The organism is Rhodococcus sp. NPDC058639 (genome assembly GCF_042717545.1).
Taxonomy (GTDB): domain Bacteria; phylum Actinomycetota; class Actinomycetes; order Mycobacteriales; family Mycobacteriaceae; genus Rhodococcus.
Genome location: NZ_JBHXRF010000012.1, coordinates 23,600 through 49,767, shown reverse-complemented (window position 1 = coordinate 49,767; position 26,168 = coordinate 23,600). Strand labels below are relative to the sequence as shown.

General features: G+C 67.4%; 26 protein-coding genes. 5 read left to right on the top strand and 21 right to left on the bottom strand.

Translation table 11 applies throughout. The annotated features are described in order from the left end of the window. Positions 1-114 precede the first annotated feature (114 nt). Positions 115-1,005: a polyphosphate kinase 2 gene (gene ppk2, locus ACFWU2_RS20575; protein ID WP_378610113.1), complete on the top strand. Its 891-nt coding sequence runs from the start codon at positions 115-117 to the stop codon at positions 1,003-1,005. 85 nt (positions 1,006-1,090) lie between these two features. Next, a complete protein-coding gene (locus tag ACFWU2_RS20570; RefSeq protein WP_378610112.1) occupies positions 1,091-1,993 on the top strand; it encodes a universal stress protein in 903 nt (300 codons plus the stop codon). Here the strand turns inward: ACFWU2_RS20570 and ACFWU2_RS20565 are convergent. From ACFWU2_RS20565 to ACFWU2_RS20540, 6 genes are all read right to left on the bottom strand, one after another. Continuing rightward, complete coding sequence (locus ACFWU2_RS20565) at positions 1,986-2,990, bottom strand: sulfate/molybdate ABC transporter ATP-binding protein (RefSeq protein ID WP_378610111.1); 1,005 nt, start codon at positions 2,988-2,990, stop codon at positions 1,986-1,988. The two genes, ACFWU2_RS20570 and ACFWU2_RS20565, sit on opposite strands and share 8 nt — an antisense overlap. Further along, the gene (gene cysW, locus ACFWU2_RS20560; RefSeq protein WP_378610110.1) at positions 2,987-3,796 is read right to left on the bottom strand and encodes a sulfate ABC transporter permease subunit CysW; all 810 of its coding nucleotides are present in this window, start codon (positions 3,794-3,796) and stop codon (positions 2,987-2,989) included. The genes ACFWU2_RS20565 and cysW overlap by 4 nt, the downstream gene beginning before the upstream one ends. Next, positions 3,793-4,587, bottom strand: a complete 795-nt coding sequence (gene cysT / locus ACFWU2_RS20555; protein WP_378610120.1) for a sulfate ABC transporter permease subunit CysT — start codon at positions 4,585-4,587, stop codon at positions 3,793-3,795. Before cysT ends, cysW begins: the two co-directional genes overlap by 4 nt. 90 nt (positions 4,588-4,677) lie before the next feature. Further along, positions 4,678-5,706, bottom strand: a complete 1,029-nt coding sequence (locus ACFWU2_RS20550; protein WP_378610109.1) for a sulfate ABC transporter substrate-binding protein — start codon at positions 5,704-5,706, stop codon at positions 4,678-4,680. Positions 5,707-5,881: 175 nt separating this feature from the next. After that, positions 5,882-5,974, bottom strand: coding sequence for an Ms4533A family Cys-rich leader peptide (locus ACFWU2_RS20545; protein ID WP_378610108.1), 93 nt, complete (start codon positions 5,972-5,974; stop codon positions 5,882-5,884). A 143-nt stretch (positions 5,975-6,117) separates the two neighbouring features. Continuing rightward, positions 6,118-6,324 carry a hypothetical protein gene (locus ACFWU2_RS20540; protein WP_378610107.1) on the bottom strand — a complete coding sequence of 69 codons (207 nt, stop codon included), beginning with the start codon at positions 6,322-6,324 and terminating at the stop codon, positions 6,118-6,120. An 88-nt stretch (positions 6,325-6,412) separates the two neighbouring features. Between ACFWU2_RS20540 and ACFWU2_RS20535 the strand changes: the two genes are divergently transcribed. Next, entirely contained in the window at positions 6,413-8,350 is a 1,938-nt protein-coding gene (locus ACFWU2_RS20535) for a glycoside hydrolase family 15 protein (protein WP_378610106.1), read from the top strand. Between the two features lie 24 nt (positions 8,351-8,374). Here the strand turns inward: ACFWU2_RS20535 and ACFWU2_RS20530 are convergent, their stop codons facing one another. Together ACFWU2_RS20530 and lepA are read right to left on the bottom strand one after the other, a co-directional pair. Beyond that, a complete protein-coding gene (locus tag ACFWU2_RS20530; protein ID WP_378610105.1) occupies positions 8,375-9,307 on the bottom strand; it encodes an NAD(P)H-dependent flavin oxidoreductase in 933 nt (310 codons plus the stop codon). 41 nt (positions 9,308-9,348) lie between these two features. After that, positions 9,349-11,238, bottom strand: a complete 1,890-nt coding sequence (gene lepA / locus ACFWU2_RS20525; RefSeq protein WP_378610104.1) for a translation elongation factor 4 — start codon at positions 11,236-11,238, stop codon at positions 9,349-9,351. Between the two features lie 95 nt (positions 11,239-11,333). Between lepA and ACFWU2_RS20520 the strand changes: the two genes are divergently transcribed. Next, complete coding sequence (locus ACFWU2_RS20520; protein ID WP_378610103.1) at positions 11,334-11,924, top strand: type II toxin-antitoxin system PemK/MazF family toxin; 591 nt, start codon at positions 11,334-11,336, stop codon at positions 11,922-11,924. A 69-nt stretch (positions 11,925-11,993) separates the two neighbouring features. Here the strand turns inward: ACFWU2_RS20520 and ACFWU2_RS20515 are convergent, their stop codons facing one another. From ACFWU2_RS20515 to ACFWU2_RS20500, 4 genes are all read right to left on the bottom strand, one after another. Next, positions 11,994-12,782, bottom strand: coding sequence for an aquaporin (locus ACFWU2_RS20515; protein WP_378610102.1), 789 nt, complete (start codon positions 12,780-12,782; stop codon positions 11,994-11,996). 201 nt (positions 12,783-12,983) lie between these two features. Beyond that, the gene (locus ACFWU2_RS20510) at positions 12,984-13,814 is read right to left on the bottom strand and encodes a transglutaminase domain-containing protein (RefSeq protein ID WP_378610119.1); all 831 of its coding nucleotides are present in this window, start codon (positions 13,812-13,814) and stop codon (positions 12,984-12,986) included. Positions 13,815-13,822: 8 nt separating this feature from the next. Next, a complete protein-coding gene (locus tag ACFWU2_RS20505) occupies positions 13,823-14,797 on the bottom strand; it encodes an alpha-E domain-containing protein (protein WP_378610101.1) in 975 nt (324 codons plus the stop codon). After that, positions 14,797-16,452 (bottom strand): circularly permuted type 2 ATP-grasp protein, encoded by a 1,656-nt coding sequence (locus tag ACFWU2_RS20500; RefSeq protein ID WP_378610100.1) that lies wholly within the window; start codon positions 16,450-16,452, stop codon positions 14,797-14,799. The genes ACFWU2_RS20505 and ACFWU2_RS20500 overlap by 1 nt, the downstream gene beginning before the upstream one ends. 190 nt (positions 16,453-16,642) lie before the next feature. On the opposite strand from ACFWU2_RS20500, the gene rpsT reads away from it, so the two are divergent. Continuing rightward, the gene (gene rpsT, locus ACFWU2_RS20495; protein WP_072699291.1) at positions 16,643-16,903 is read left to right on the top strand and encodes a 30S ribosomal protein S20; all 261 of its coding nucleotides are present in this window, start codon (positions 16,643-16,645) and stop codon (positions 16,901-16,903) included. A 129-nt stretch (positions 16,904-17,032) separates the two neighbouring features. Here the strand turns inward: rpsT and holA are convergent, their stop codons facing one another. The 9 genes from holA to ACFWU2_RS20450 form a co-directional block, all read right to left on the bottom strand. Continuing rightward, positions 17,033-18,004: a DNA polymerase III subunit delta gene (holA, locus tag ACFWU2_RS20490; RefSeq protein ID WP_378610099.1), complete on the bottom strand. Its 972-nt coding sequence runs from the start codon at positions 18,002-18,004 to the stop codon at positions 17,033-17,035. After that, positions 18,001-20,349 carry a ComEC/Rec2 family competence protein gene (locus ACFWU2_RS20485; RefSeq protein ID WP_378610098.1) on the bottom strand — a complete coding sequence of 783 codons (2,349 nt, stop codon included), beginning with the start codon at positions 20,347-20,349 and terminating at the stop codon, positions 18,001-18,003. The genes holA and ACFWU2_RS20485 overlap by 4 nt, the downstream gene beginning before the upstream one ends. Further along, on the bottom strand, positions 20,346-21,179 hold the full coding sequence (locus ACFWU2_RS20480; protein WP_378610097.1) for a helix-hairpin-helix domain-containing protein: 834 nt from the start codon (positions 21,177-21,179) through the stop codon (positions 20,346-20,348). The genes ACFWU2_RS20485 and ACFWU2_RS20480 overlap by 4 nt, the downstream gene beginning before the upstream one ends. 115 nt (positions 21,180-21,294) lie before the next feature. Then, positions 21,295-22,110 (bottom strand): DegV family protein, encoded by an 816-nt coding sequence (locus ACFWU2_RS20475; RefSeq protein ID WP_378610096.1) that lies wholly within the window; start codon positions 22,108-22,110, stop codon positions 21,295-21,297. Between the two features lie 5 nt (positions 22,111-22,115). Next, positions 22,116-22,907 carry a diglucosylglycerate octanoyltransferase gene (octT, locus tag ACFWU2_RS20470; RefSeq protein ID WP_378610095.1) on the bottom strand — a complete coding sequence of 264 codons (792 nt, stop codon included), beginning with the start codon at positions 22,905-22,907 and terminating at the stop codon, positions 22,116-22,118. Beyond that, positions 22,894-23,544 carry a histidine phosphatase family protein gene (locus tag ACFWU2_RS20465; RefSeq protein ID WP_378610094.1) on the bottom strand — a complete coding sequence of 217 codons (651 nt, stop codon included), beginning with the start codon at positions 23,542-23,544 and terminating at the stop codon, positions 22,894-22,896. Before ACFWU2_RS20465 ends, octT begins: the two co-directional genes overlap by 14 nt. Then, positions 23,541-23,996, bottom strand: a complete 456-nt coding sequence (rsfS, locus tag ACFWU2_RS20460; protein ID WP_296549251.1) for a ribosome silencing factor — start codon at positions 23,994-23,996, stop codon at positions 23,541-23,543. The genes ACFWU2_RS20465 and rsfS overlap by 4 nt, the downstream gene beginning before the upstream one ends. Beyond that, positions 23,993-24,703, bottom strand: coding sequence for a nicotinate-nucleotide adenylyltransferase (nadD, locus tag ACFWU2_RS20455; protein WP_378610093.1), 711 nt, complete (start codon positions 24,701-24,703; stop codon positions 23,993-23,995). The genes rsfS and nadD overlap by 4 nt, the downstream gene beginning before the upstream one ends. 19 nt (positions 24,704-24,722) lie before the next feature. Then, positions 24,723-26,168 carry a VWA domain-containing protein gene (locus ACFWU2_RS20450; RefSeq protein WP_378610092.1) on the bottom strand — a complete coding sequence of 482 codons (1,446 nt, stop codon included), beginning with the start codon at positions 26,166-26,168 and terminating at the stop codon, positions 24,723-24,725.

Below are 26,168 nucleotides of genomic sequence, written 5' to 3'. Positions count from 1 at the left end.
GAACACCGCACGCCCGATCTCGTTCGATATCCCCGCGTTCACTTTTGTCCTATACAAGTAAGTGTTCGATCGAACACGAACGGCCTCGGGCTCGGATCACTTCAGGGAGCGCACGTGCAGAACGAGTTACGCCGCTACATCGACCGCCTCCGCACCGAGGGATTCTCCGTGCGCGACGATCACGGCGAAGACCCCGACCTGATCGACATCGAGGGCAAGGCCGTGAACACGTGGCGCAAGAACTACCCGTACGACGAGCGCATGGACCGCGCGACCTACGAGGTCGAGAAGTACATGCTGCAGATCGAACTGCTCAAGTTCCAGGCATGGTCGAAGGACAACGGATCGAAGCACATCATCGTCTTCGAGGGGCGCGACGCCGCCGGCAAGGGCGGCACCATCAAACGCTTCCAGGAGTACATCAACGTCAGGCACGCCCGGGTGGTGGCACTGAACAAACCGTCCGACCGCGAGCAGGGCCAGTGGTATTTCCAGCGCTACATCAGGCACTTCCCCACTGCCGGGGAACTGGTGATGTTCGACCGCTCCTGGTACAACCGCGCCGGTGTCGAGCGGGTCATGGGCTTTTGCACCGACGAGGAGTACGAAACGTTCGTCACGCAGGTGCCGATGTTCGAGCAGTTGGTCGTCGACGCCGGGATATCCCTGACGAAGTTCTGGTTCTCCGTGACCCGCGAGGAGCAACGCACGCGCTTCGCGATCCGCCAGCTCGACCCGGTGCGGCGCTGGAAACTGTCCGAGATGGACCTCGAATCCCTCGAGCGGTGGGAGGACTACACCGCCGCGAAGGAAGAGATGTTCCTGCGTACCGACACCGACCTCACCCCGTGGACCACGGTCAAGTCCAACGACAAGAAGCGCGCCCGGATCAATGCGATGCGCTTCTTTCTGAACCAGTTCGAGTACGACGACAAGGACACACAGGTCGTCTTTCCCGCCGATCCGAACATCGTGCAACGCGGCAAGGATGCCGTCGGCGACTGAGTCTCCGATCCGACGCGATACCGTCGATCCGTTGCTCGATCCGTGCGCCCTGCCCCAGACTGGAGAAGACAGGGAGTGAGGACCCATGAGCATCGGAACACCGGGAGGCGGAATCGTGGTGGGCATCGACGGCTCCGACAGCGCCGTCGATGCGGCCAGATGGGCCGCGGTCCTCGCACGCCGGCTCGGCGAACCGCTCCGGCTCGTCCACGCCCATCCCGGGGGTCCCGAGGACGCCGACGAACCCACCCGGGCTGTGCTCGACGGTGCCGAAGCCGCTGTCCTCGACACAGTGTCGGCAGTCGACGCGGCCGCGCCGCGGGAAACGACCACAGGGAGCGAGCTCACGGCCGAGTTGGCCGTCGAGAAGGTCGCGTTGGCGGGCCGGCCCGCCAACGCGCTGTCCGACTTGTCCGCGTCGGCGCGGATGATCGTGCTCGGGCACACCACCACCAGCGAACTGCAATCCATGTTCCGCAGGTCCGACGTCGTCTACGTCGCCAATCATGCGGTCTGTCCGGTGGTGTCGTGGCGGAGCGAGCAAGGGTTCCGCCCCCCGGACGGCCGTCCGATCGTGGTCGGAGTCGACGGCACCGAACTCAGCTCCGCGGCGATCGCGGAAGGTTATCGTCTCGCCGCGGCGCTCGAGGCACCGCTCGTCGCCGTGCACACCTGGGTCGAACAGTCCACGATCACCTACGGCGAAGACTCTCGCTTCACCGACTGGACGGACTTCGCGACATTCGAGAAGGCCGGAATGGTCGAATCGATGTCCGGCTTGGCCACCCGATTTCCCGATGTGCAGGTCGAGCACCGGGTCGAGCGCGGCAAGCCCGACATCGTCCTGCTCGAGCAGTCCGCCGCGGCGCAGTTGCTCGTCGTCGGTAGCCACGGCCGCAGCGCGCAGTCGTCCGCGATACTCGGCTCGACCAGCCAGGGACTCATCCACCACAGCTTCTGCCCGGTGGCGATCTGCCGCACTAGGTGACGGGGACCGCGTCCAGTTGCGGCGCCCTCGTAGCGCGGGCGTAGACGGTCTCGCCCGCAGCCAGCCCGAGGGCGTGCGCGTCTCCGCGGGTGACCTGGGCCGAGAACGGCTCGCCCGTCGCCTCGTTGCGCAACTCCACCCGCACCTCGAAACCGAGATGCACGACGCGTTCGACGGTGGCGCGGGTGACGCCCAGCGTCTCGGCCGTTCCCTCGTGCTGTGCCAGCGCGAGGTCCGGTTGCCGTCCGAGCCGGATGTCGTGGGGTCGTACGAGCTGGCCGTTGAGCTTGGACACGGTGCCGAGGAACGACATCACGAAGGTGTTGGACGGCCGGTCGTACAACTCTTCCGGGGTTCCCACCTGCTCGATGCGGCCCTTGTTCATCACCGCGATGCGGTCGGCGACGTCGAGCGCCTCTTCCTGGTCGTGGGTCACCAGCACCGTGGTGACGTGAACTTCGTCGTGCAGGCGCCGCAACCAGGTCCGCAGGTCGGTGCGTACCTTGGCGTCGAGTGCGCCGAACGGCTCGTCGAGCAGCAGCACGCGGGGATCGACCGCGAGTGCTCGCGCCAGGGCCATGCGCTGGCGCTGACCACCGGAGAGTTGCGCGGGGTAGCGGGACTGGAAACCGTCCAGCCCGACGATCTCGAGGAGTTCGTTGACCTTCTTCTCGATCTCCGGCTTGGGCCGCTTGCGGATCTTCAGGCCGAACGCGACGTTCTCCCGCACCGTCATGTGCTTGAACGCGGCGTAGTGCTGGAAGACGAATCCGATATCGCGCTTCTGCGGCGTCACGGTGGTCACGTCTTCGCCGGCGATGTGGACGGTGCCCCCGTCCAGCGACTCGAGACCCGCGATGGACCGCAGCAACGTCGACTTCCCGGACCCGGACGGCCCGAGCAGCGCGGTGAGCGACCCCGACGGGATGTCGAGGCTGACATCGTCGAGTGCCGCGAAGCTGCCGTAATTCTTGCGTGCCCCGGTGACGGTGATCATTCTTCGGTGCTCCTCTTGCGGTCGAGCAGGGTCATCAGCAGCAGGACGATCACCGCGATGGCCATGAGCAGGGTCGCGGCGCTGTAGGCGCCGAAGGTGTTGTGGTCGTCGATGTAGCGGGCATGCACGAGCAGAGTCAAGGTCTGCGAAACACCGGGGAAGCCCGACGAGACCATGATGACGGCACCGAACTCACCGAGCGCGCGGGCAACGGTCAGCACCACTCCGTAGGTCAGTCCCCAGCGGATGGCCGGCAGCGTGATCCGCCAGAACGTCTGCCAGGTATCGGCCCCGAGGGTCGCGGCGGCCTGTTCCTGTTCCTCACCGATCTCGTACAGCACCGGTTCGACCTCGCGGACCACGAACGGCAGGGTCACGAAGATCGTCGCGATCACCATGCCGGGGAGCCCGAAGATCACCTTGAATCCGAGGGATTCGACGGCACCGAACCAGCCGTTGGCACCCCACAGCATGATCAGCGCGACACCGACCACGATCGGCGACACGGCGAACGGCAGATCGACGACGGCTTGCAGGAGGCGGCGGCCGGGAAACCGGCCACGGACGAGCGCGAGCGCCACGACGATGCCGAACACCACGTTGACGGGTACGACGATCGCGACGATCAGGAGCGAAAGATTCAGGGCGGAAATCGCCGCCGGGGTGCTGATCGACTCGGCGAAGGCCCCGATTCCGTTCTCGAACGTGCGGTACAGGATCACGCCGATGGGCACGAGCAACAGGACGAACAGATACCCGAGCGCGACCGTGCGCAGCGAGATCTTGACGGGAAGCGACACGTTCACCGGTCGTTCTCCTGTCTGCGAAGGCCACGGCTCGCGACCCAGCGGAGCACGAAGAGGGCGACGAAGGCGATGAGCAGCAGCACCACGGACACGGCCGCGGCATTGACGGGCCGGTCGATCTCGATCTGCTGCTGGATGTACTGGGAGGCGACCTGCGTCTGATACGGAATGTTGCCGCCGATGAGTACGATCGAGCCGTATTCACCGATGGCACGTGCGAACGCCAGGCCGGTGCCGCCGAGAATTGCCGGTGCCAGCACCGGCAGGACCACGGTGCGGAAGATCGTGAAGTTGTTCGCCCCGAGCGACGCGGCGGCCTCCTCCACCTCCCGGTCTACCTCGATGAGCACCGGTTGCACGGCCCGGACGACGAACGGCAAGGTGACGAACGCAAGGGCGATCACCAGGCCGGGCTGGGTCGCGTTCAGTTGCAGCCCGATGGGACTCTGCGGCCCGTACAGCGACAGCAGCACGATGCTCGCGACGATCGTCGGGAGGGCGAACGGCAGGTCGATCAGGGCGTTGACGACCTTCTTACCGGGAAACTCGTCGCGGACGAGGACCCAGGCGATGATCGTGCCCATCACCGCGTTGATCGCGGCGACGATGATCGAGACGCCGACGGTCACGCGCAGGGTTGCGAGAGCAGCGGGAGCGGTGACCGCGTTCCAGAACCCACCGAATCCGTCCGACAGCGAATGGGCGGCAAGCGCAGCGAGGGGCAACAGGACGATCAAGCTCAGCCACAGGGTGGCCACGCCGATCCCGAGGGGGCCGACGGTGCCGGTGATCCGTGCTCTGCGTGTGCGACGACGAGCTGCCGGCGCGGGAGGCGTTGCTCCCGCACCGGCCGCCTGCTCGGAAATGCTCAAGACGACGCTCTACTTTGTGGCGTTGTCGTAGACGATCGCGATCGACCCGGAACCGTCCGCGAACAGTTCTTCGTTGACCGTGTCCCAGCCCCCGAGATCGGCGACGGTCCAGAGCTTCTCCGGCTCCGGGAAGTCGGCGGCGAACTCTGCTGCCACGGCAGGATCGACGGGCCGGAAACCGGCCTCGGCCCAGAGGCGCTGGCCCTCCGTGGTGTAGAGGAAGTCGTTGAACGCCTGCGCCTTCTCGGCGTTCGGCGAGTTCTTCAGAACCGCGGCAGGATTCTCGATCTTGAATGTGACAGGCGGAGTGACGTGTTCGACGGGGTCACCGTTGCGCTCGATGAACAGTGCTTCGTTCTCGTAGCTCAGGAGAACGTCGCCGGTCCCCTGCAGGAACGTCTCGGTAGCCTCGCGGCCCGACTTCGGCTGGACCTTGACGTGATCGTTGACCAGGGCGGTGACGTAGTCGATCCCGGCCTGCGGGTCTTCGCCGCCGTTGCTGGTGGCCGCATACGGTGCCAGCAGATTCCATTTCGCGGAGCCCGAACTGAACGGGTTGGGTGTGACCACCTCGACGTCGGGACGCAGGAGATCGTTCCAGTCCCGGATGTTCTTGGGGTTGCCCTCGCGCACCACGATGGTGACGACCGAGCCGAACGGCACACCCCCGTAGGCGTTTTCGTCCCACGCTTCGTCGACGAGCCCGGCCTCGACGAGGCGGGTGACATCCGGCTCGACGGAGAAGTTCACGAAGTCGGCCGCGGCCCCGTCACGCACCTTCCGCGACTGGTCCCCCGACGCTCCGTAGGACTGCTGGAATGCGACGTCCGTGCCCGCTTCGGTGTCCTCGAAGGCGGGGATGAGCAGGTCGTATCCGACCTTCGGCACGGCGTAGGCGTAGAGGTTGATCGTGCCGGCCGAGCCGTCGCCGCCACCGTCGGCGCCTGCGGTGTCGCTCGATCCGCCGCTGCACGCGGTCAGTGCCGTCACGGTGGCCGCCGCCACTGCGGCAACGAGAACTCTGGTGCGCTTCTTCATGACACAAGCCTCCTGAGGGGCTGTTCGGTGAGGTGATCGAAGGATGACGGCAACGCCACCCGGCACACCGCGAACCGGGTGTGTCAGGGCGACGGAATCATCCGTGAGGGGAGCGTGGCGGACGGGAGCGACAAGGGCTCCCCGCCGAAAAGAGGGACCGGGTCGAGAAACAGGGTCAGCGACAACAGTCGATATCGGCAACCGAGGGCATACCTACAGCGATCAACGCCAGTTCATGGCGGATTCGAGGTAGCGTGGTCGCGGTCACTCGGCAGACTCTAGCAGAGGCTGCGGAGCTCCCGAAACCGACGTTTCGGACGACGAACAGGGTGTCAGCGGGTCAGTAACCAGGCGATGACGACGAGCAGCAGCAGGGCGACCAGCGCCAGGGTCACACGCGAGCGCGGCATGTCAGCAATCCTCCGGGTCCGGGGCGGGCGATACGGGTTCGCGGCGTCCGACCACCGCGAACGCTCCAGCGATCACGCGGTCCAGCAGCCAGGCGACACCTCCGCACAGCGGCACCAGTACGACGAGTACGAGCGCAGACTGCGGCACGAAGGACAGTCCCGTGAGCCACAGCTCGAAACCGTCCCACCACGATGCCAGTCGATCCACTCTCCACACCTTAGTGGCTGCCCGAACTCGTCGGTACGCAGCCCGGCAATGTGGCCCGGTGCGCTCGTTCCGGCGGGATCATGGGGAGATGGCTTGGTCACGACCTCTGCAGATCGCCGCGCTGCACGACAGTCCGCATCCGCCGATCGACGATTACGCGTTCTTGTCCGACTGCGAGACGACGTGCCTGCTGGCCCGCGACGGCTCGGTCGAGTGGATGTGCCTGCCGCGACCGGACTCCCCCAGCGTGTTCGGCGCCGTGCTCGACCGCAGCGCGGGCCACTTCCGCCTCGCCCCGCACAACCGGACCGTCCCGGCTGCACGCCGCTACCTGCCCGGCGGGCTCATCCTGGAAACGACCTGGCAGACCGACACGGGCTGGATGGTCGTGCGCGATGCGCTGGTGATGGGGCCCTGGTACGACGTCGACGAACGCTCCCGCACGCATCGGCGTACCCCGTCGGACTGGCAGGCCGAGCACGTGCTGTTGCGTACTGTGCGCTGCGTGAACGGCACGGTGGAACTGGACATGTCGTGCGAACCGGCCTTCGATTACCACCGGGGTGTCGCCGAGTGGCGTTACACCGGAAAGGTATACGAGGAAGCCACCGCGATGGAGATCGCGGCGCCCGACGAGCACCCCCAGTTGCGGTTGACCACCGACCTGCGCATCGGTCTCGAGAGCGGCGAAGCACGCGCCCGCACGCGGCTGAAGAAAGGCGATTCGGGGTTCGTCGCCCTGTCGTGGTCGGAACTCCCACCGCCGCGCACGTTCACCGAGGCGGTCGCGAAGATGAGCAATACGCAGGACTTCTGGCGGGAGTGGATCACCACGGGCCGCTTCCCGGACCATCCGTGGCGCACGTACCTGCAGAGCAGCGCTGTGATCCTGAAAGGACTGACGTACGCCCCCACCGGCGCGCTGCTTGCCGCGCCCACTACCTCCCTCCCGGAAACACCGGGCGGAGAACGTAACTGGGACTACCGCTACGCATGGGTGCGCGACTCGACCTTCGCCCTATGGGGCTTGCACACGCTCGGTCTCGACCGCGAAGCCGACGACTTCTTCTCGTTCATCCTCGACGTCTCCCAGAACGCCGACGGCAGCGACCGCACACTCCAGGTCATGTACGGGGTCGGAGGGGAAAGCTCGCTTCCCGAGTCGACACTCGATCACCTCAGCGGATATGACGGCGCCAAACCCTGCCGCGTCGGCAACGATGCGTATCACCAAAGCCAGCACGATATCTGGGGAACTCTTCTCGATTCGGTGTACCTGCACGTGCGCTCTCGGCGGCAGATCCCCGAATCGCTGTGGCCGATCCTGCGCAAGCAGGTCGAGGAAGCGGCCACCCACTGGCGCGAACCCGACATGGGCATATGGGAAGTGCGCGGTGAGCCTCAACACTTCACGTCATCGAAGGTGATGTGCTGGGTGGCCCTGGACCGCGGCGCGAAACTTGCAGATCTGCACGGACGGGACAGTCACGCGCGACGATGGGCGGCGATCGCCGACGAGATCAAGGCGGACATACTCGAGCACGGAGTGGACGAAAGAGGCGTGTTCACACAGAGATACGGTCATCCGTCACTCGATGCCTCGACGCTCCTGATCCCGTTGCTACGCTTCCTCCCCTCCGACGATCCGCGCGTCCGCGCGACGGTGCTGGCTGTGGCCGACGAACTGACCGAAGACGGACTCGTATTGCGCTACCGCGTCGAGACCACGGATGACGGACTCACGGGCAAAGAGGGCACCTTCACGATCTGTTCCTTCTGGCTGGTGTCGGCACTCGTGGAGATCGGCGAGGTGGAACGCGCGGCGATGCTCTGCCATCGCCTCCTCGAGTACGCCAGTCCGTTGAAGTTGTACGCGGAGGAGATCGATCCCGAATCCGGTCGGCATCTCGGCAACTTCCCCCAGGCCTTCACCCACCTGGCCCAGATCAACGCGGTGGTGCACGTCATCCGCGCCGAGAGCAGAGTGCACACGGGGGAATTCCGTCCCGGGCACCCGGTCACCTGACCGATGTCGTGCCCGCCACCCGGGTCAGCGGAAGCGGGCCAGGAGCGCTTCCGCCGACGCGGCGATCTCGCGGATGACCTCGCCCGCGGGTCGCTCCGCCCGCACCGAACCGACAGCCTCACCCGCGTAGACCACACCGATATCGGGATCGTCGCCGGTGTACGCCTCGGCGAGAACGTCCTCGTCGACGTCTGTGCCGTGGAACCGGTCTGTGAACGAATTCGTCAGCGCGCGCCCACCCCACCGTGACGGCCACGGTTGATGCCGAGCCTTGTCGAAAACGTCGGTGTAGACCGTATCCGCGCTTCCCGCCTCGACAATCTTCGAGCGCGCGTACTCGGGGCCGACCGTTTCCGGGCTCGCCAGCAGAGCGGTCCCGACGAACGCGCCCTGCGCCCCGGCTGCCAGGACCGCGGCGAGTCCTCGTCCGGTGGCGATTCCGCCCGCGGCGAGCACCGGCAGCGACGTGGACTCGAGCACCTCCTGAAGCAGCGGCAGAGTGCCGACCCTGCCCGTGTGCCCGCCGGCCTCGTGTCCCTGGGCGACGACGGCATCCACGCCCGCCGCCTCGACGACCCGCAGGTCGCCGAGTGTGTTGATCTGTGAGATGACCAGCGCGCCGGCCTCGTGGACCCGGTCGACGTACGGAGCCGGATCGCCGAACGACAACGCGACCACCTGTGGGCGGTGCGCGAGAACAGCACCGAGCAGGGAATCGTCGTCGGCCAGCGACCACGTCATCAACCCGAACCCGACCGGCCCGTCCCCGATGTCGCGGGCGACGCGCACTTCGGCGTCGAGCCACTCGGGGGTGTTGTACCGGGCCGCTCCGATGAGTCCGAGGCCACCGGCTTTGGTCACCTCTCCCGCCAGGACGCCCCCGGCGCGCCCGCCCATCGGCGCCCCCACGAGCGGGACGGAGATTCCGAGTGTCCGGGTCAGCCAGGTGTCGAGCACTGGTTCTCCTTCGTGGGGCCGCGCGAGAACTACTCCGGGAACTACTTCTTGGGCTTGTCGGACGCAGCGTCGGACGAGAGCGCCGCGACGAATGCCTCCTGCGGCACCTCGACGCGACCGATCGTCTTCATGCGCTTCTTGCCTTCCTTCTGCTTCTCGAGCAGCTTGCGCTTACGGCTGATGTCACCGCCGTAACACTTCGCGAGCACATCCTTACGGATGGCCCGGATATTCTCGCGCGCAATGATTTTCGATCCGATCGCCGCCTGGATCGGAACCTCGAACTGCTGACGCGGAATCAGCTCACGCAGCTTGGTGGTCATCTTGTTGCCGTACGCGGCCGCGGCGTCCTTGTGCACGATCGCACTGAACGCATCCACGGCTTCGCCCTGCAACAAGATGTCCACTTTCACCAACGCCGACTCCTGCTCGCCGGACTCCTCGTAATCGAGGCTGGCGTAGCCGCGGGTGCGCGACTTCAGGGAATCGAAGAAGTCGAAGATGATCTCCGCCATCGGCAGCGTGTACCGCAGCTCGACGCGGGTCTCGGAGAGGTAGTCCATGCCACCGAGCTCACCGCGGCGGGACTGGCACAACTCCATGATCGAACCGATGAATTCGCTGGGCGAGATGATCGTGCACTTGACGATCGGCTCGTAGATCGCCCTGGCCTTGCCTTCCGGCCAGTACGACGGGTTGGTCACGATGGTTTCCTGCCCGCCCTCGAGCACCACGCGGTAGACCACGTTCGGTGCGGTGGAGATGAGATCGAGGCCGAACTCGCGTTCGAGGCGCTCTCTCGTGATCTCCATGTGCAGCAGACCGAGGAAGCCACACCGGAAACCGAATCCGAGCGCAACGGAGGTCTCGGGCTCGTAGGTCAGGGCGGCGTCGTTGAGCTGGAGCTTGTCCAGCGCATCACGCAGGTCCGGGTAGTCGGAGCCGTCGACCGGGTAGAGACCCGAGTACACCATGGGCCGCGGCTCGCGGTATCCCGTGAGCGGTTCGGTGGCGCCGTTGCGCGCGAGCGTCACGGTGTCGCCGACCTTGGACTGGCGCACGTCCTTCACACCGGTGATGAGGTAGCCGACCTCGCCGACGCCGAGGCCCTGGGTGGGCTTGGGCTCGGGCGAGACGATGCCGACCTCGAGCAGTTCGTGCGTGCTGCCGGTGGACATCATCTTGACCTTCTCACGCGGGACGATCCTGCCGTCCACCACGCGCACGTACGTGACGACACCGCGATAGGTGTCGTACACGGAGTCGAAGATCATGGCGCGCGCCGGCGCGTCGGCGTCACCGACGGGAGGCGGCACCTTGCGGATCACTTCGTCGATCAGGGCCGGGACGCCCTCGCCCGTCTTGCCCGACACGCGGAGAACGTCCGACGGCTCGCACCCGATGATGTTCGCGATTTCGGCGGCGTAGCGATCGGGATCGGCGGCGGGCAGATCGATCTTGTTGAGGACCGGAATGATCGTCAGGTCCTTGTCGAGCGCGAGGTACAGGTTCGCGAGCGTCTGCGCTTCGATGCCCTGCGCCGCGTCGACCAGCAGCACCGCACCCTCACAGGCCTCGAGTGCCCGCGACACCTCGTAGGTGAAGTCGACGTGGCCGGGCGTGTCGATCAGGTGCATCACGTACTCTTCGCCGTCGTACTCCCAGGGAAGCCGGACGTTCTGCGCCTTGATGGTGATGCCACGTTCGCGCTCGATGTCCATACGGTCGAGGTACTGCGCGCGCATCTGCCTTTCCTCGACGACGCCGGTGAGCTGCAGCATCCGGTCCGCGAGCGTCGACTTGCCGTGGTCGATGTGCGCGATGATGCAGAAGTTCCGAATCTTCCCGGGGTCCGTGAAGGTGGTGTCGGCGAAGGTGCTGATGTCGTGCTCCTGACTCGGGATGGCAACGGTCGTGCAGACCGCGGTCACACCAGCAGAATATCCAAGCCTGCGCGTGCTCGGGACCCCGGCCGTGGCTCGGCTCGCCGAGCCCGGTGCTCATGGGCTCGCTAAGCTCGGTCCTCGTGGCTGGCACATGGAAGAAACTAGGCATACAACTGGGCCGCCTCGCGGCCCAGCAGGGCCCGAAACTGTACAAGCAACTTCAGCAATCCGGAGCGCTCGACAAGGCACGGACCGCTCTCGGTAACGCGGCTGCCGGAACGGCCGCGGGCGGCACGTCGGGGACGACCCGCGGTCCGGTACCGGGACGGCCGGTCGCGTCGCACAGCGCTCCCACTGCACAGCGCGCCCGGCGCGTCGCCTACTCCCCCGACATGGACGGCCGTGCCGATCCCGGTGAGATCGTGTGGACCTGGGTCGCCTACGAGGAGGACCCCAGTCAGGGCAAGGACCGGCCGGTTCTCGTCGTCGGCCGCGACGGCCACACGCTGCTGGGGCTGATGCTGTCGTCGAACACCGACCGCGACGGCCATCCGGACTGGATCGGGATCGGTAAGGGACGCTGGGACCCGGAGGGCCGGCCGAGCTGGATCCGGCTCGATCGCGTGATCGACGTGCCCGAGGACGGCATCCGCCGGGAGGGCGCGATCCTCGAGCGGTCGCGGTTCGAGCAGGTCGCGAGCCGGCTTCGGTCCGACTACAGCTGGCAGTAACCGCCCACAACCGGCGATACCGGCACGAGACAACGCCCGGCGGGCCCGAACCCGCCGGGCGTTGTCTCGTCAGGAGGGACGCAGTCCCTGCCGTCGGCCGAACAGGAACGCGTAGACGAGTGCGCCGAGCGCACCGCCTATCAGCGGGAAGACGATGAACAACCAGAGTTGCCCCAGCGCGCCGTTCTGATAGAAGGCGACGGCGAGGCTGCGGGCGGGGTTCACCGAGGTGTTGTCGATCGGGATCGAGATCAGGTGGATCACCGCGAGTGTGAACCCGATGGCGATTCCCGCGATCGGCACGTCGGCGATTCGGTCGGTGGTGGAGAGCACCACGAACACGAGCAGCGCGGTCAGGAGTATCTCGACGACCATCGCGGCCCCGATCCCGTAACCGTTTTCGAGGACACCGCCGAGCGGCCCCCGGATCGCGGACGGACTGTGCGCGCCCCAGCCGTTCGCACCGAGACCGTCCGCCGCCCGGTCGTACGACGGGAGCGACGATGCGATCGCGTAGATCGTCACGCCCGCCACCAGACCGCCGATGATCTGGGCAAGCCAGTAGCCGACGGCGCGTACGGCAGTGACCTGGCCGACGATGAGTTGACCGAGTGTCACTGCCGGGTTCACGTGGCAGCCCGAAATCGGACCGATGGTGTAGACGAGGAACAGCAGGGTCAGGCCGAAGGCCAGCGCAACGCCGAGTTGCCCGACGTAATCACCCGCGAAGACAGCAGTTCCGACCGCCGAGAACACCAGTACGAAGGTGCCGATCGCCTCGGCCGCGCATCGTCGGAGATCGGAATAGTCCGTGGGGTCCGCGACTTCCTGCGCCGTTTCGTGTTCGGCTCTGCCCACCGGGCGATCCGGTTCACGGGCCCCGTATTCCGGTTCTCCGCCAGTTCTCTGCGCGGGATCGTGTAACGGTTCACGGGCAGGGTCGCGTTCGGGTTCCATGAATTCCCCTCGGAGGTCGTGGTCCCGCCCATTCGCCGGACCTACCTACACCGGACACCATCGAATCGTCTTGCCGCAGCGTCGTTCGCTCGTGAAGGCACACTACGCAAGTCGCGTCACCTCCACAACGACTTCCTGCGCCGCGGCGCTTCCGCCCATGTAAATGCCCTTGAGTGGCGGGACGTCTCCGTAATCGCGGCCGATTCCCACCGATACATGTTGCTCGCCCACGAATCTCGCGTTGGTCGGGTCGTATCCCCACCAACCGCCGGTCCATGCCTGAATCCACGCGTGGGATTGACCTTCGACGGTCTTGCCGATCTCGGCGTCCGCAACCGGATGCAGATACCCGGAGACGTACTGTGCCGGAATCCCCATGGCTCGCAACAGCAAAAGGGTCAAATGGGCGTAATCCTGACAAACACCCTGCCGCTCCTCGTAAGCCTGAATTGCGGAGGTGTGCACGCCGGTCGTTCCCGGGACGTAATCCATCTGTTCGTGCACCCATTGTGCCGCCGCGACCACCGCATCGACAGGATCGAGTCCCTTTGCGAGGTCACGCGCCGTTTTGGCGAGCGACTTGTCCGCGGGAACGTAGCGGCTCGGCAGCAGCAACTCGTCGTATCGGTCTCTGGTGTCGGCTTCACGGATCACATCCCATCCCGCGGGCTCCTCCAGCGGATCGAGCGAATCCGTTTCCACAACAGACAAACCGGTCACTTCGAGCGAGGTGTGCGGCGCATGGAGGTCGAATGCCGTCACGCCGCTTCCCCAGTAGTCGGTGTACCGATAGGACCGCGTTGCGGGAGTCGTCTCGACGCGGCTGAGAATCACCGTCTGGCGGTTGTCGGACCGCGGCGTCAGACGCGCCTCGTTGTACGACGCCGTGACCGGCCCCGCGTACTCGTAGCCGGTCTTGTGGACCACGCGCATGCGCCAGCTCACAGTTCTCCCTCCAGAAGCATGTCGTCTTCACCGTCGTTGCGAGCTGAACTCCACGCCACCCAGGGCGCCGCATGGAAGTACTGGAGTGCGATCGCCTCACCGACCTGCCGGCACATCTCCTGCAGCGCGACAAGCCGTTCGGCGAGTTCCTCGAGAAGTACCCCGGGGCGGATGAACTCGAGTTCGCTGCGGGCCCGTCCGAGCAACCGCTGCGCTTCGTTGCGCGCACCGAACCGGTAATCGGTCTGGTCGTCGAGTTCGGTGAGGCACTGCTCCGCCTGCCGGATGGCAGAGAACACCGAACGCGGAAAAAGCCTGTCCAGCATCATGAATTCGACGATGCGCCCCGCGTCGAGTGCACCGCGATAGGTGCGCAGGTACGTGTCGTAACCGCCCGCCGACCGCAACACCGTCGCCCACGTAGGCGACGTCGGACGGTCGCCGGCACGGGACAGCAGCAGTCGCACGATCATGTCCACGCGTTCGATGGATCGGCCGAGCAACAGGAACCGATACCCGTCGTCACGGCACAGCGTGCTGTCGGCGAGGCCCGCGAACATCGCTCCGCGGTCTTCGACGTATCGGAAGAACTCGTGGGGTCCCAGGCGTTTCGCCGCCCGTTCCCGCTCGGCGAGGGCGTTGTAGGTGGTGTTGAGACACTCCCACATCTCGGTGGAGGTGACTTCGCGTGCACCGCGCGCATTCTCACGCGCGTGCGAGATGGTGTCGAGGATCGATCCCGCGCCGTCCCGCCCGAACGCGACGATGTCGATGACGGTCTGCACGTCGAGTTCACCTTCGGGCGCGCTGAACCCGAGCACCCGCAGCAACTGGCGGCACGTGCGGTCAGGGTCCACCGTCGAGTCTTCGAGCAGTTGGTGGACCGCGACATCCATGATGCGCGCCGTGTCGTCGGCTCGCTCGACGTAACGTCCGATCCAGAACAGCGACTCCGCATTTCGTGCGAGCATCAGCAGTCCCCCTCGTTGTGTTGCTGTTGCTGTTGCTGTTGCTGTTGCTGTTGCTGCTCGGTGGTCAGTTCCGGCCCCCGGTCGGGTTGTTTGACCTCGGGCCTCTCCTCGACGAACCCCTCCCCGCCCAGTTCGCTCTCGGTATCCGAACTCCGGCTGGCGAGAACCCAGGTGTCCTTGCTTCCGCCGCCTTGACTGGAGTTGACCACCAGCGACCCCTCGGGCAGCGCGACACGCGTCAATCCGCCCGGAAGGATCCAGATGTCCTCACCGTCGTTGACCGCGAACGGACGCAGGTCGGCGTGGCGGGGAGCCAGTGTGTCGCTGTCGCCTGCCCTGGTCGGGACGGTGGACAACTGCACGACCGGCTGGGCGATCCAGGCGCGGGGGTTCGCCCGGATCTTGCGGGCCATGGTCTTCAGTTCGGTGGCCGAGGCGTCCGGACCGAACACGATGCCGTATCCACCCGAGCCTTCGACCGGCTTGATGACGAGTTCGTCGATACGGTCGAGAACCTCTTCCCGTTCTTCGTCGAGCCAGCAACGCAGGGTGTCGACGTTGGGAAGGAGGGGCTTTTCACCGAGGTAGTAGTCGATGATGTCGGGTACGTAGGTGTAGACGAGTTTGTCGTCTCCGACGCCGTTGCCGACCGCGCTCGAGATAACCACATTGCCGGCTCGTGCCGCATTGAGCAGGCCGGCGACCCCGAGCACCGAGTCGGGGCGGAACTGGAGCGGATCGAGGAAATCGTCGTCGATGCGGCGGTAGATGACATCGACCTGCTGCTCACCTTCCGTGGTGCGCATGTAGACGATGTTGTCCCGGCAGAACAGGTCACGCCCCTCCACGAGTTCGACGCCCATCTGCCGCGCCAGAAGCGAGTGCTCGAAGTACGCCGCGTTCGCCAGACCGGGCGTGAGAACGACCACCGTGGGGTCGGCAGCGTTCGGCGCGGCCGCCGCTCGGAGCGCTCGCAGGAGGTGCAATGCGTAGTCACCGACGGGACGCACCTTGTGCTGGACGAACAGGTCGGGGGCGACGCGAGCCATGACGCGCCGGTTCTCCATGACGTAGGACACACCGGACGGGGAGCGGAGATTGTCCTCGAGCACCCGGAAGGTGCCTTTCTCGTCCCGGATCAGGTCGATTCCGGCGACGTGGATACGCACTCCGTTCGGCGGGACGATTCCCGCGGCCTGCCGGTGGAAGTGCTCACACGAGGTGACAAGCCGCTTCGGAATGACGCGGTCCCGCAGGATGCTCTGCTCGCCGTAGATGTCGGCGAGGAACAACTCGAGCGCCCGCACCCGTTGCCGGATGCCTTTCTCGAGCCGGTTCCACTCGGCGGCAGCGATCAGACGCGGCACCATGTCCAGAGGGAAGGGCCTCTCCTGGCCCGACAACGAGAAGGTCACACCCTGGTCGGTGAACGCCCGGCCGACCGCGTCGGTGCGAGCGGCGAGATCCTCGGGTCCTTTCGACTCGAGGATCTGATGCAGCCGGCGATACGGCGCCCGGACCTTGCCGTCCGCATCGAACATCTCGTCGTATGCCAGGCGATCGGGATCTCTCGCGTAACCGTCGAAGACGTCGGGGTTTTTCCTGCGGTGCCTGGCCGGGGACGCGCCCGGCGCAGTAGGGGTACGGCGACTCATGCCGGAATCGTTCTATATGGGAGGGCGTTGTGCACAATCCGACATCGAACTGTCTCACCCGAGTAACACGGCGGACATCACGCTCGCGCCGGTTTGGGCTTTGCCTGCCTTCTTGGTATCGTTGCCTGTCGGTGCCTAGTGCATCCAGAGCTTTCCAACCAGCTACCAGCAACACGACAGGATTCTACGCGTGGCCAACATCAAGTCCCAGGTGAAGCGAATTCGCACCAACGAGCGCAACCGGCTCCGGAACCAGTCGGTGAAGTCGGCGCTCCGTACCGCGATCCGCTCCTTCCGCGAGGCCGCGGCCGCTGGCGACAAGGACAAGGCCACCGAGCTTCTCGTCGCCACCAGCCGCAAGCTCGACAAGGCAGCCAGCGCGGGTGTCATCCACCCCAACCAGGCCGCCAACAAGAAGTCTGCACTGGCCAAGCTCGCCAACTCGCTCTGAACGTAGTTCCGAGGTAGTAGACGCGAGCTCTGCTTCCGAAGGCCGCTCCCCATGCCGGGGAGCGGCCTTCGTTGTCTTCCGGAGGATCCCGCACCGGTGGTGGCCCGGCCGGAACCGGGCCGCCCGGTGTCAGCCGGCGAGCTGGGCCACGGTGCGTACGGCGTACTCGAGTGCGTAGTCGGGGTCGGCGGCCGCACCCTTCACGTCGGCGTTGAGGGCGGCCACCACTCCGAGGGCCGTCCCGATCGAGGCGGGCGCCCATGCTCGGGCTTGGGCCTGAGCCTTCTTGACCTTCCACGGGGGCATGCCGAGACCGGACGCCAGGGTGAACGGGTCGCCGCGACCAGCCGAACCGACCCGCGCGATGGTATACACCGCGTCGGCGAGCGCGTCGGCGAGCAGGACATGCGCAACCCCACGGTGCATCGCCCACCGCAACGCCTCGAGGGCACCGGCCGTGTCGCCCGTGACGGCCTTCTCGGCGACATCGAAACCGGTGATCTCGGCCTTGCCCGAGTAATAGCGGCGCACCGCCGCGGCGTCGATCTTGCCGCCCGTGTCCGCCACCAGTTGACTGCACGCTGCGGCCAATTCCCGCAGATCGGATCCGACGGATTCGATGACCAACTGCTCGACGTCGGACGCGACCCGTACGTCGACCGCCTGGAACTCCTTGTGGACGAAGGCGCGTACCCACGCCGCACGGTCTCCGGCCTTCGCGGGCGCCGCACAGTCGTGCTCCACCGCACCGCACGAACGCAGACCACCGACCATCGCCTTGGCGCGTCCCCCGCCGTTGTGCACGACGACGAGTGTGACGCCGTCGGGCACGGCGCCCGCGGCGTCGAGGATCAGCGCTGCCGCATCCTTGCCCGCCTCGCCCGCGGACTCGAGGATCACGACCCGGTCCTCGGCGAACAACGACGGGCTCAGCAACTCGGCGAGTTCGGGAGGTGAGGCGTCGCCCGCACGTAAGCGCGTCACCGGAAGATCGGTGCCGGCACCGCTCCGGGCACGCACATCGGCGACGATCTTCGCAATTGCACGGTCGATCAGGAGTTCCTCGTCGCCGAGGAGCAGATGCAAAGGAGAGTCGCTCACGGCTCGATGGTGTCACGGTGGTCCGACACCACGGCCAAGGCCCCCGACCCCGCGCGCACCACCGCGACATCGCCGTGCCGGTCGGTGCTGAGCACCCGGGTTCCGAGGCTGCGGAGCACGTCGACCGTCTGCGGATGTGGATGGCCGAAGGTGTTGTCGCGCCCGGCGCTGATCACCGCGACACGGGGACGCACCGCCGTGAAGAATCGGGCCGGAGTGGTGCGCGAGCCGTGGTGCGGCACCTTGAGCACGTCGGCCCGTACGTCCACGCCGGCGCGCACCAGTGCGTCGAGGGCCGCCTCCTCCGCGTCGCCCGGCAGCAGAATCCGCCCGACCGGGGTGTCGGCGACCAGCACGAGCGACAGGTCGTTCTCCGAGGCGTAACCCGGCCCGGCGGGAGCGACGACACGGATCGTCGTCGCGCCCGAGACGAGGACCTCCCCGGGACCGGCCTCCCGCATCGGGACGGCGTGCTGCGCGAGGAGGTGACCCAGCTCGGCGCCCCCGTCACGTACTGCGGCGCCCGGCCCCACCACCACCGCGCCGACGTCGCGTCCCCGGAGGACACCGGTCACACCCCCGGTGTGGTCCGCGTGCAGGTGCGACACGACGAGCACCGACACCGTGCGGATCCGGAGTTTACGCAGACAGCGGTCCACAGGGCCGGGCTCGGTCCCCGCGTCGATGACCACCGCGCCTCCCCCGTCCGTCGCGACGATCAGCGCGTCGCCCTGGCCCACATCGCAGGCGACGAACACCCACCCGGCGCCCGGCCACGCGGGCTCGATGAACCGGACCGGTATCCACACCGCCGCCACGGACAGCAGCGCGACACCGGCGACAATCCGGACCCGCCGGTTCCGCGCCGCCGTCCAGGCCAGAACCGCGACAGCACCGGCGGTCACGGCCCCCGGCACCCCGTCCGGAACGGTTACCTCCGCGGACGGCACCGCGGAGGACCGGTCTGCGACACCGAGCATCCACCACAGCAACGGCGCAGCGCCGCGCGCGAGCAACTCCCCGGCCGCGGGATGAACCGTCGCGGCCACGGCGACTCCGGATCCGAGCACCGTCAGCGGTGCCACGACCGGCGTGACCAGGACGTTCGCGGCGACGGCCACGAGACTGACGGTGCCGGTCGCGGCGGCGACGATCGGTGCGGTGACCGCGAACGCGGTCGTCGACACCGCCGTGACCTCGGCCACCGCTCGCGGCCACCCCTGTGCGCACAACCGCTCGACCGCGACGGGCGCGAGCACGACAAGACCCGCCGTCGCCGACACGGACAGCGCAAAACCGATATCGACGGCGAGATCTGGCACCACCAGAAGTAACACCCCCACCGCCGCACACAACGCGGGAAGTGCGTGGCGTTCGCGGCCCGAGACGAGTGCGAGCAATGCGATCGCACCCATCGCTGCCGCCCGCACCACACTGGGCGACGGCCGGACCACGATCACGAAGGCGACGAGAGCTACCGCCGCCAAGGCGGTCCCGGTGCGTGGACCGAGTCCCGCCGCGCGCACGACGAGCAGGACCGCACCGAGCACGATGCTCACATTGGCCCCGGACACAGCCGTCAGGTGGGTCAGTCCGGCAACGCGGAAGTCGTCACGCACATCGTCCGGCAGCGCCGACGTATCGCCGACGACGAGGCCCGGCAACAATCCGGCCTGGTCGGGGGAAAGAGCGCGTCGACACGCTTCGGCGAGTCGGTCCCGCACCCCACCGGCCCACGAGTGCCAGGCCGGCGGGGGCGCGACGGCGCGCGGGTGCCCGTCGGCGCGGAGGACGGCAACGCTCGTCCCCGCCCCCTCGAATTCCGAAACCCGGACGCGAGCGGTAACACGTTGTCCGGGAAGCAGATCCGACCACCCGTCGGCGGGAGCGAACACCACGACGGCGCCGCCCGTCGCCTGGGCGTTGCCTGCGATCGTCGTGTGACGCAGAACCGCCGGAAGACGAACCTGCGGCTCGCCGCCGAAGGTGGCGCGCCGCACGATCTTCGGATCGTCGGTCGGTTCGAAGGTCGCGCTCACCCATCGGCCGTCCGCCGCCGCCTGCGCCACCGGGTGTGTTTCGACGAACCACATCCGCACCCCTGCTGCCGCACCGAATCCCACGACGATGGCGCACACCGCGAGCACGACCGGCACCACCGCGTTCGTACGCCACCTACCTGGGCCCCGAAGACGAACAACGACAACGAGAACGGCGACGGCGATCGCACCCGTCACCAGCACAACGCTCGCCTGCGAACCGAGATGCAATCCGACAGCGGTCGCTGCCCACGCGGCCGCGGCGCACGGCACGAGGCGCGCGTCCAGACGCGGAGTTTCGGTCATACGGTGACCAGTTCGCGCAACCGGGCGAGTCGGGCGGGGCCGATCCCGTCGACCTCTCCGAGTTGTTCGACATCGGCGAACGGTCCGTTCGCCTGCCTGAACGCGACGATCGACGCGGCCGTCACCGGACCCACGCCGGGAAGCGAATCCAGTGCCGCCTCGTCCGCTGCGTTGAGGTCGATCTTCCCCTGCCCCGGCATCCGGCCGGCGTCGCCGTCTGTGCCGCCCCCACCCTGAGGGGCCGCGCCCGACACCCCGCTACCGTGCGGGATCGGCTGTGGCGGAGACAGACCCACGACGATCTGGTCTCCGTCCGCTATACGCCGCGCGAGGTTGAGACCTACGAGGTCGGCTCCCGGTGCGACACCGCCTGCGGCGTCGAGCGCGTCGGCGACCCGTGCACCGGGCGCGGTCGTCACGAGCCCTGGCCGGTGGACGAGACCCACCACACTCACGACAAGCTCGGCCGGTACGTTCTCGGCCTCCGGCACGGGCGGCGGGGCAGGCGCGGTCACAACCGCACTTTCCACCGAAGGCAACGGTGGCACCGGTTCCGGGACGGGCCGGTCGCGCCACACCACCCCCAGGGCGATGACCACGGCGAGCACGGCGACGCCGGCAAGAGCAACGCTTCCGCGGTGTCCGGTTCCCCATCGCGCCGCAGCGATCCGCTCGGTCAGCCGCGACGGATACGGCTCCGGCTCGTCGTATTCTCCGGCCGTGTCGGCGACCTCGTCCACCTCGTGCATCTCGGCGCCGACGCGACCCGCCGTTCGCGCGATCGCGCCCAGCCTGTTTCTCGCCAGGTCACCGCCGTCAGTGCTCGCCATGGCGCGACGGTAACGCCGCGGCGGACACGGAAAATCCGGCCGACGGCAGGATGATCAGTGCTGGGGATGAACCGGGCACCTGGGGACGAACCCCCGTGTGCTCGGGCGAGCAGGGTCAGGCGTGCGCGACGACGACGCCCACCGCACCGGGCCCGACATGCGCACCGAGAACCGCGTCGAGTTCGGTGACCGTCACCTCCGCCTCCGGGAGACGCTCGGAGAGTTGCTCGACGAGCTGACCGGCTCGCTCGGGTGCGTCACGGTGGTGCACCGCGACGAGTGCGCCCGGCCCGGCCTCCGCGACGACACCGTCCACGAGTTTGGCCATCGCTTTGGTCATGGTGCGGGTCTTCTCCCGCAGAACCAGTTTTCCTTCGACGAGGTGCAGCACCGGTTTCATCGCGAGGGCGGTGCCCAGCAGCGCAGTGGCAGTGCCGATACGGCCGCCGCGGCGCAGATGATCGAGGCGGTCGACGACGAGAAGGGTCCTGGCGGATGCAGCGACCTTCTCTGCCCGGTAGTACACCTGGTCGAGGTGCTCGCCTGCCCGCGCAGCCTTCGCCGCGTCGAGCGCCGCGAAACCCAAACCCATTGCCGTGTTGCGGGAATCGACGAGCCGAATCCGTTCGCCCACCTCGTCCGCGGCAGAGCGCGCGGCGTCCCAGGTACCGGACAGCAAGCGTGAGAGATGGACCGCCACCACACCGTCGCCGTCGCTGTCGGCGAGAGCCGACGCGTACGCCTCGGTCAGTTCTGCGGGTGACGGGCCCGAGGTGGTCACCGTCGCCAGGTCCTCGGGAAGTTCGTCGACCCCTTCACGCAGATCCCGTCCGTCCGCGATCACATGCAATGGCACGACACGGATGTCGTATCGATCCACCAGTTCCGGATCGAGACAACACGACGAATCGGTCACCACCACGACAGCCACGACGACTACCGTAAGCCGTCCGCGGCGGGTTGCGCATCCCGGTGCGCCATCCGGACAGCGTCCACGACAGCAGCGGCGACGCGGCGATGCGCTTCCCAGCCCCAGTGGATACCGTCCGGATTCGCGTCGCCGGAATGGATGTCGTCGTGGACCGCCTCACCGAGGTCGACGAGCGGAACGGCATTCCGCGATGCCCAGCCGGTGATCGCCTGCACCGCGGGACGCCTGCCCCGATGGACCGAGCGGTACTGCTCGCTCCGGTGCACCGACGGAAGTGTGCCGATGACCGGCAGGTCCGGGCGCACGTACGCCAGCGACTCCCGGATCATCTCGAGGTATTCCACGCTGATGCGCGGCGGCAGGGCGACGGGCCATCCCAGCGGGGAGAGCCGGGGCTGAAGCCACCCGTACGCGTTGCGGGCGGCGCGGCGCAACGCCGGCGGACGCACGTACCGCAGTCCTTCCCGCAGGGCGGTGGGCAGCGGCGACGGGAGTGTGTCCATTCCTCCCACGCCGAGCACCACGGCGCCCGCACGCGGAATGGTCGCCCAGACGCGGGGGTCCTGCGTCAGCGCCCACCACGCGTCGCGTGAGGTCCATCCGATACGCGCCACGAGTTCCACGTCCCAGCCCAGTTCGGCAGCGACGAGATTCGGCCAGATGCGCGGGTCGTCGGCCGGTAATCCACCCTTGGGGCCGTAATAACTCAGGGAGTCGGCGAGCACCAGCAGCGTGGGCCGCCGAGTCGCGGCACCTGCGTCGGTGTTCTCGCCGGGCACCGGGTCAGAGGACGTCATCGGGTGCCACCACAGCCGACGCGTTCCACACGTCGAGTCGCCAGGACGGCTTGTCACCGTAACCGCTCAACTGCACCCATCCGGTGTTGCCGAGGCCTCCGAGCACCGGCCAGCGGTCCACGGGCAGGTCCAGCAGCGCTGCGGTGAGCGCGGCGATCAGCCCTCCGTGCGCCACCAGGACGATCGGCTCGTCACCCCACTGCTCGTACTTGTCGAGCAGTTCCTCCACCACGGGGACGCTGCGCCGGGCGACATCCACGCGGCTTTCGCCCTCCGGCGGCGCCCAGGTCGCGTCGGCCCGCCACGCACTGCGTGCGCCCGGACCGATCGCGTCGACATCACTGTGGGTGAGCCCTTGCCACTGCCCGAGGTGGGTCTCACGCAGCCGCGCGTCGATCTCCACGGGAAGGCCCGCGCGGTCGGCGACGGCTACTGCGGTGTCGTACGCACGCCGCAGGTCCGACGAGACGACCGCGAACGGGTTGAGCGCCGCCATCGCTTCGGCGACGGCGGCGGCCTGTTTCCGGCCGAGGTCGGACAGTTCCGTATCGAGTTGGCCCTGCATTCTCCGGGTCGCGTTGTACCCGGTCTGTCCGTGGCGCAGCAGAATCAGCCGGCGCACCCGCGGCTCGCTCACGCGTTGCCCGTGGGGTCGACGTCGTCGGTCGCGGTACCGGTCTCACCGGGCGCCGTCTCGTCCGAGCCGGCCTCGACTGCCGAACGCGGGGCTCCGACGCCCTCGACGGGCACCGTCGGGCAGTCCTTCCACAGACGCTCGAGCGCGTAGAAGTTGCGTTCCTCCTCGTGCTGGACATGCACCACTACGTCGACGTAGTCGAGAAGCGTCCAGCGGCCTTCACGGGTTCCCTCGCGGCGGACCGGCTTGTGACCGGCTTCGCGGAGCTTGTCCTCGATGTTGTCCACGATCGCGTTGACCTGGCGTTCGTTCGGCGCGGACGCGATGACGAAGCAGTCGGTGATCACCAACTGCTCCGAGACGTCGAGCACCACGACATCGGTTGCCAGTTTCTCGTCGGCCGCCAGGGCCGCGACACGGGCCATCTCGATTGCTTCTGTCGATGCGCTCACTGCGTGCTCTTTCTCTCGGTACTGCTGTCGATGTAATGGTCGTCGGTGCCGGTGCTCGCGTCGGCGGTCGTGCTCTCGCTGTAGAGGCGGCGTTTGCTGATGTACTGCACCACCCCGTCCGGCACGAGGTACCAGACCGGCCGGTTCGCCCGGACCCGCTCCCGGCATTCGGTCGACGAGATCGCCAGGGCGGGGATCTCGATGAGGCTCACCGCCTCGTCGGGTAGGTCGACGAGGTGCGGCGCCAGATGTTCGGCGTGCAGGTCGTACCCGGGTCGCGAGACCCCGACGAAGCGGGCGAGGCCGAACAGAGTCTGCCAATTCTGCCACGACAGGATCGACCCGAGCGCGTCCGCACCGGTGATGAAGTACAGCTCCGCGCCCGGATACCTGTCGCGGAGGTCGCGCAGGGTGTCGACGGTGTACGTGGGCGTCCCCCGGTCGATGTCTACGCGGCTGACGGTGAATCGCGGGTTCGATGCCGTCGCGACCACCGTCATCAGGTACCGGTCCTCCGCGGGGCTGACGTCTCGCTTCGATTTCTGCCACGGCTGCCCGGTGGGGACGAAGATCACCTCGTCGAGACCGAAGCGGGCGGCGACCTCGCTGGCGGCGACGAGGTGGCCGTGGTGGATCGGGTCGAAGGTGCCGCCCATCACGCCCAGACGTCGCTGAGGCACTACGGGCCGCTCCGATGGCTGATGCACGATGGTTCAGCTTACGGGGTCACACCGGGAGCAGGCCCGCCACCACCGCGGCCAGCTGTTGCGCCGACCGGCACTCGTGCATCGTGATGACCTCCGCGTACGCGCGGGCCGCCGAATCTCCGGAGCCCCATTGGCCCCGCGGCTCGGGATTGAGCCAGTGTGCGTGCCGCGCGACACCGACGAGATGTTCGAGCACATCCAGGTTGGGATTCCGGTAGTTCGTCCGTGCGTCCCCGAGGATGAGCAGCGAACTCCGGCCGGTGAGGCTGTGGGCGTGACGCTCGGCGAAGGTCGCCAGCGCGTTGCCGTAGTCGGAGTGTCCGTCGTAGGTGATCAGGTCCGCCTCGCGCAGCATCCTCGACATCGCGTCACCGAGGTCGGCGCCCGACGAAAAGTAGTGGGTCACTTCGTCGGTCGTGTCGATGAAGGCGAACACCCGCACCCGGGAGAACTGTTCGCGCAGCGCGTGCACGAGGAGCAGGGTGAAGTGCGAGAAACCGGACACCGAACCGGAGACGTCGCACAGCACGACCAGTTCCGGCCGGGCGGGTCGCGGCTTGCGGTTGATCAGGTCGATCGGCACGCCGCCGGTGGACATGGACTTGCGCAGTGTGCGGCGCAGGTCGATCGCGCCGGCACGAGACCGGCGGCGGCGGGCCGCGAGGCGGCTCGCGAGCAGACGCGCGAGGGGCATCACGCTGCGGCGGAGCGCGACCATGTCGGCATCGGAGGCGCGGAGGAAGTCGACTTCCTCCGCCAACTTGGGCACCCCGTACTTCTCGACGCGTTCGCGGCCGAGGTGTTCTGCGGTGCGCCGCCGCGTCTCCCGTTCGACCATTGCCCGGAAGTCCGAGATTCTCCGTGCCGCGGTTCGCCGGGCGACCTCGGTTTCGTAGTCGCCGTCCGCACGCGCATCCGGTGCGCTGTTTCCGAGCAAGCCCTCGAGGATTCGGGTGAGCAGCGTCTCCGGGGCCACCTCGCGCAGAGCCTGATACGCCGAGAAGGAGGGTCCGTTGGAGGACTTGTACTGCCCGAGTTCTTCCACCATCTGCGCGGTGAGCGTCTCGACGGCGGCCTGCGCTTCGGCGGAGTCGTCGGCGAGCAGTTCGGCGAGCAGTTCGCGGAGCGCGTCGAGGTCGATATCGCCGTCGGGAGTACGCGGAAGGTCGGCGTCGGGTGTGTCGGCGGTGCGGTGCCCGATGGCCGGCGGGAACCACAGGTCGAAGAGCGCGTCGAAGGTCGGCCGGTGGGTGGTGCGGCGCAGCACCGTGCAGGCGAGCCCCTCCCGCAGGGCTTCCCGGTCGAGCAGGTCGATCACGGTCATCACCCGGCCCGCGTCGACCGTTTCCGACGGGCCGACAGCGATACCTCGGCGGCGCAGCGACTCGACGAATCCGACGAGGTGCCCGGGCAGACCGTGTGGTGCGATCGGTGTCCCCGAGCCAGTCTGAAACGCGCCGGCCAT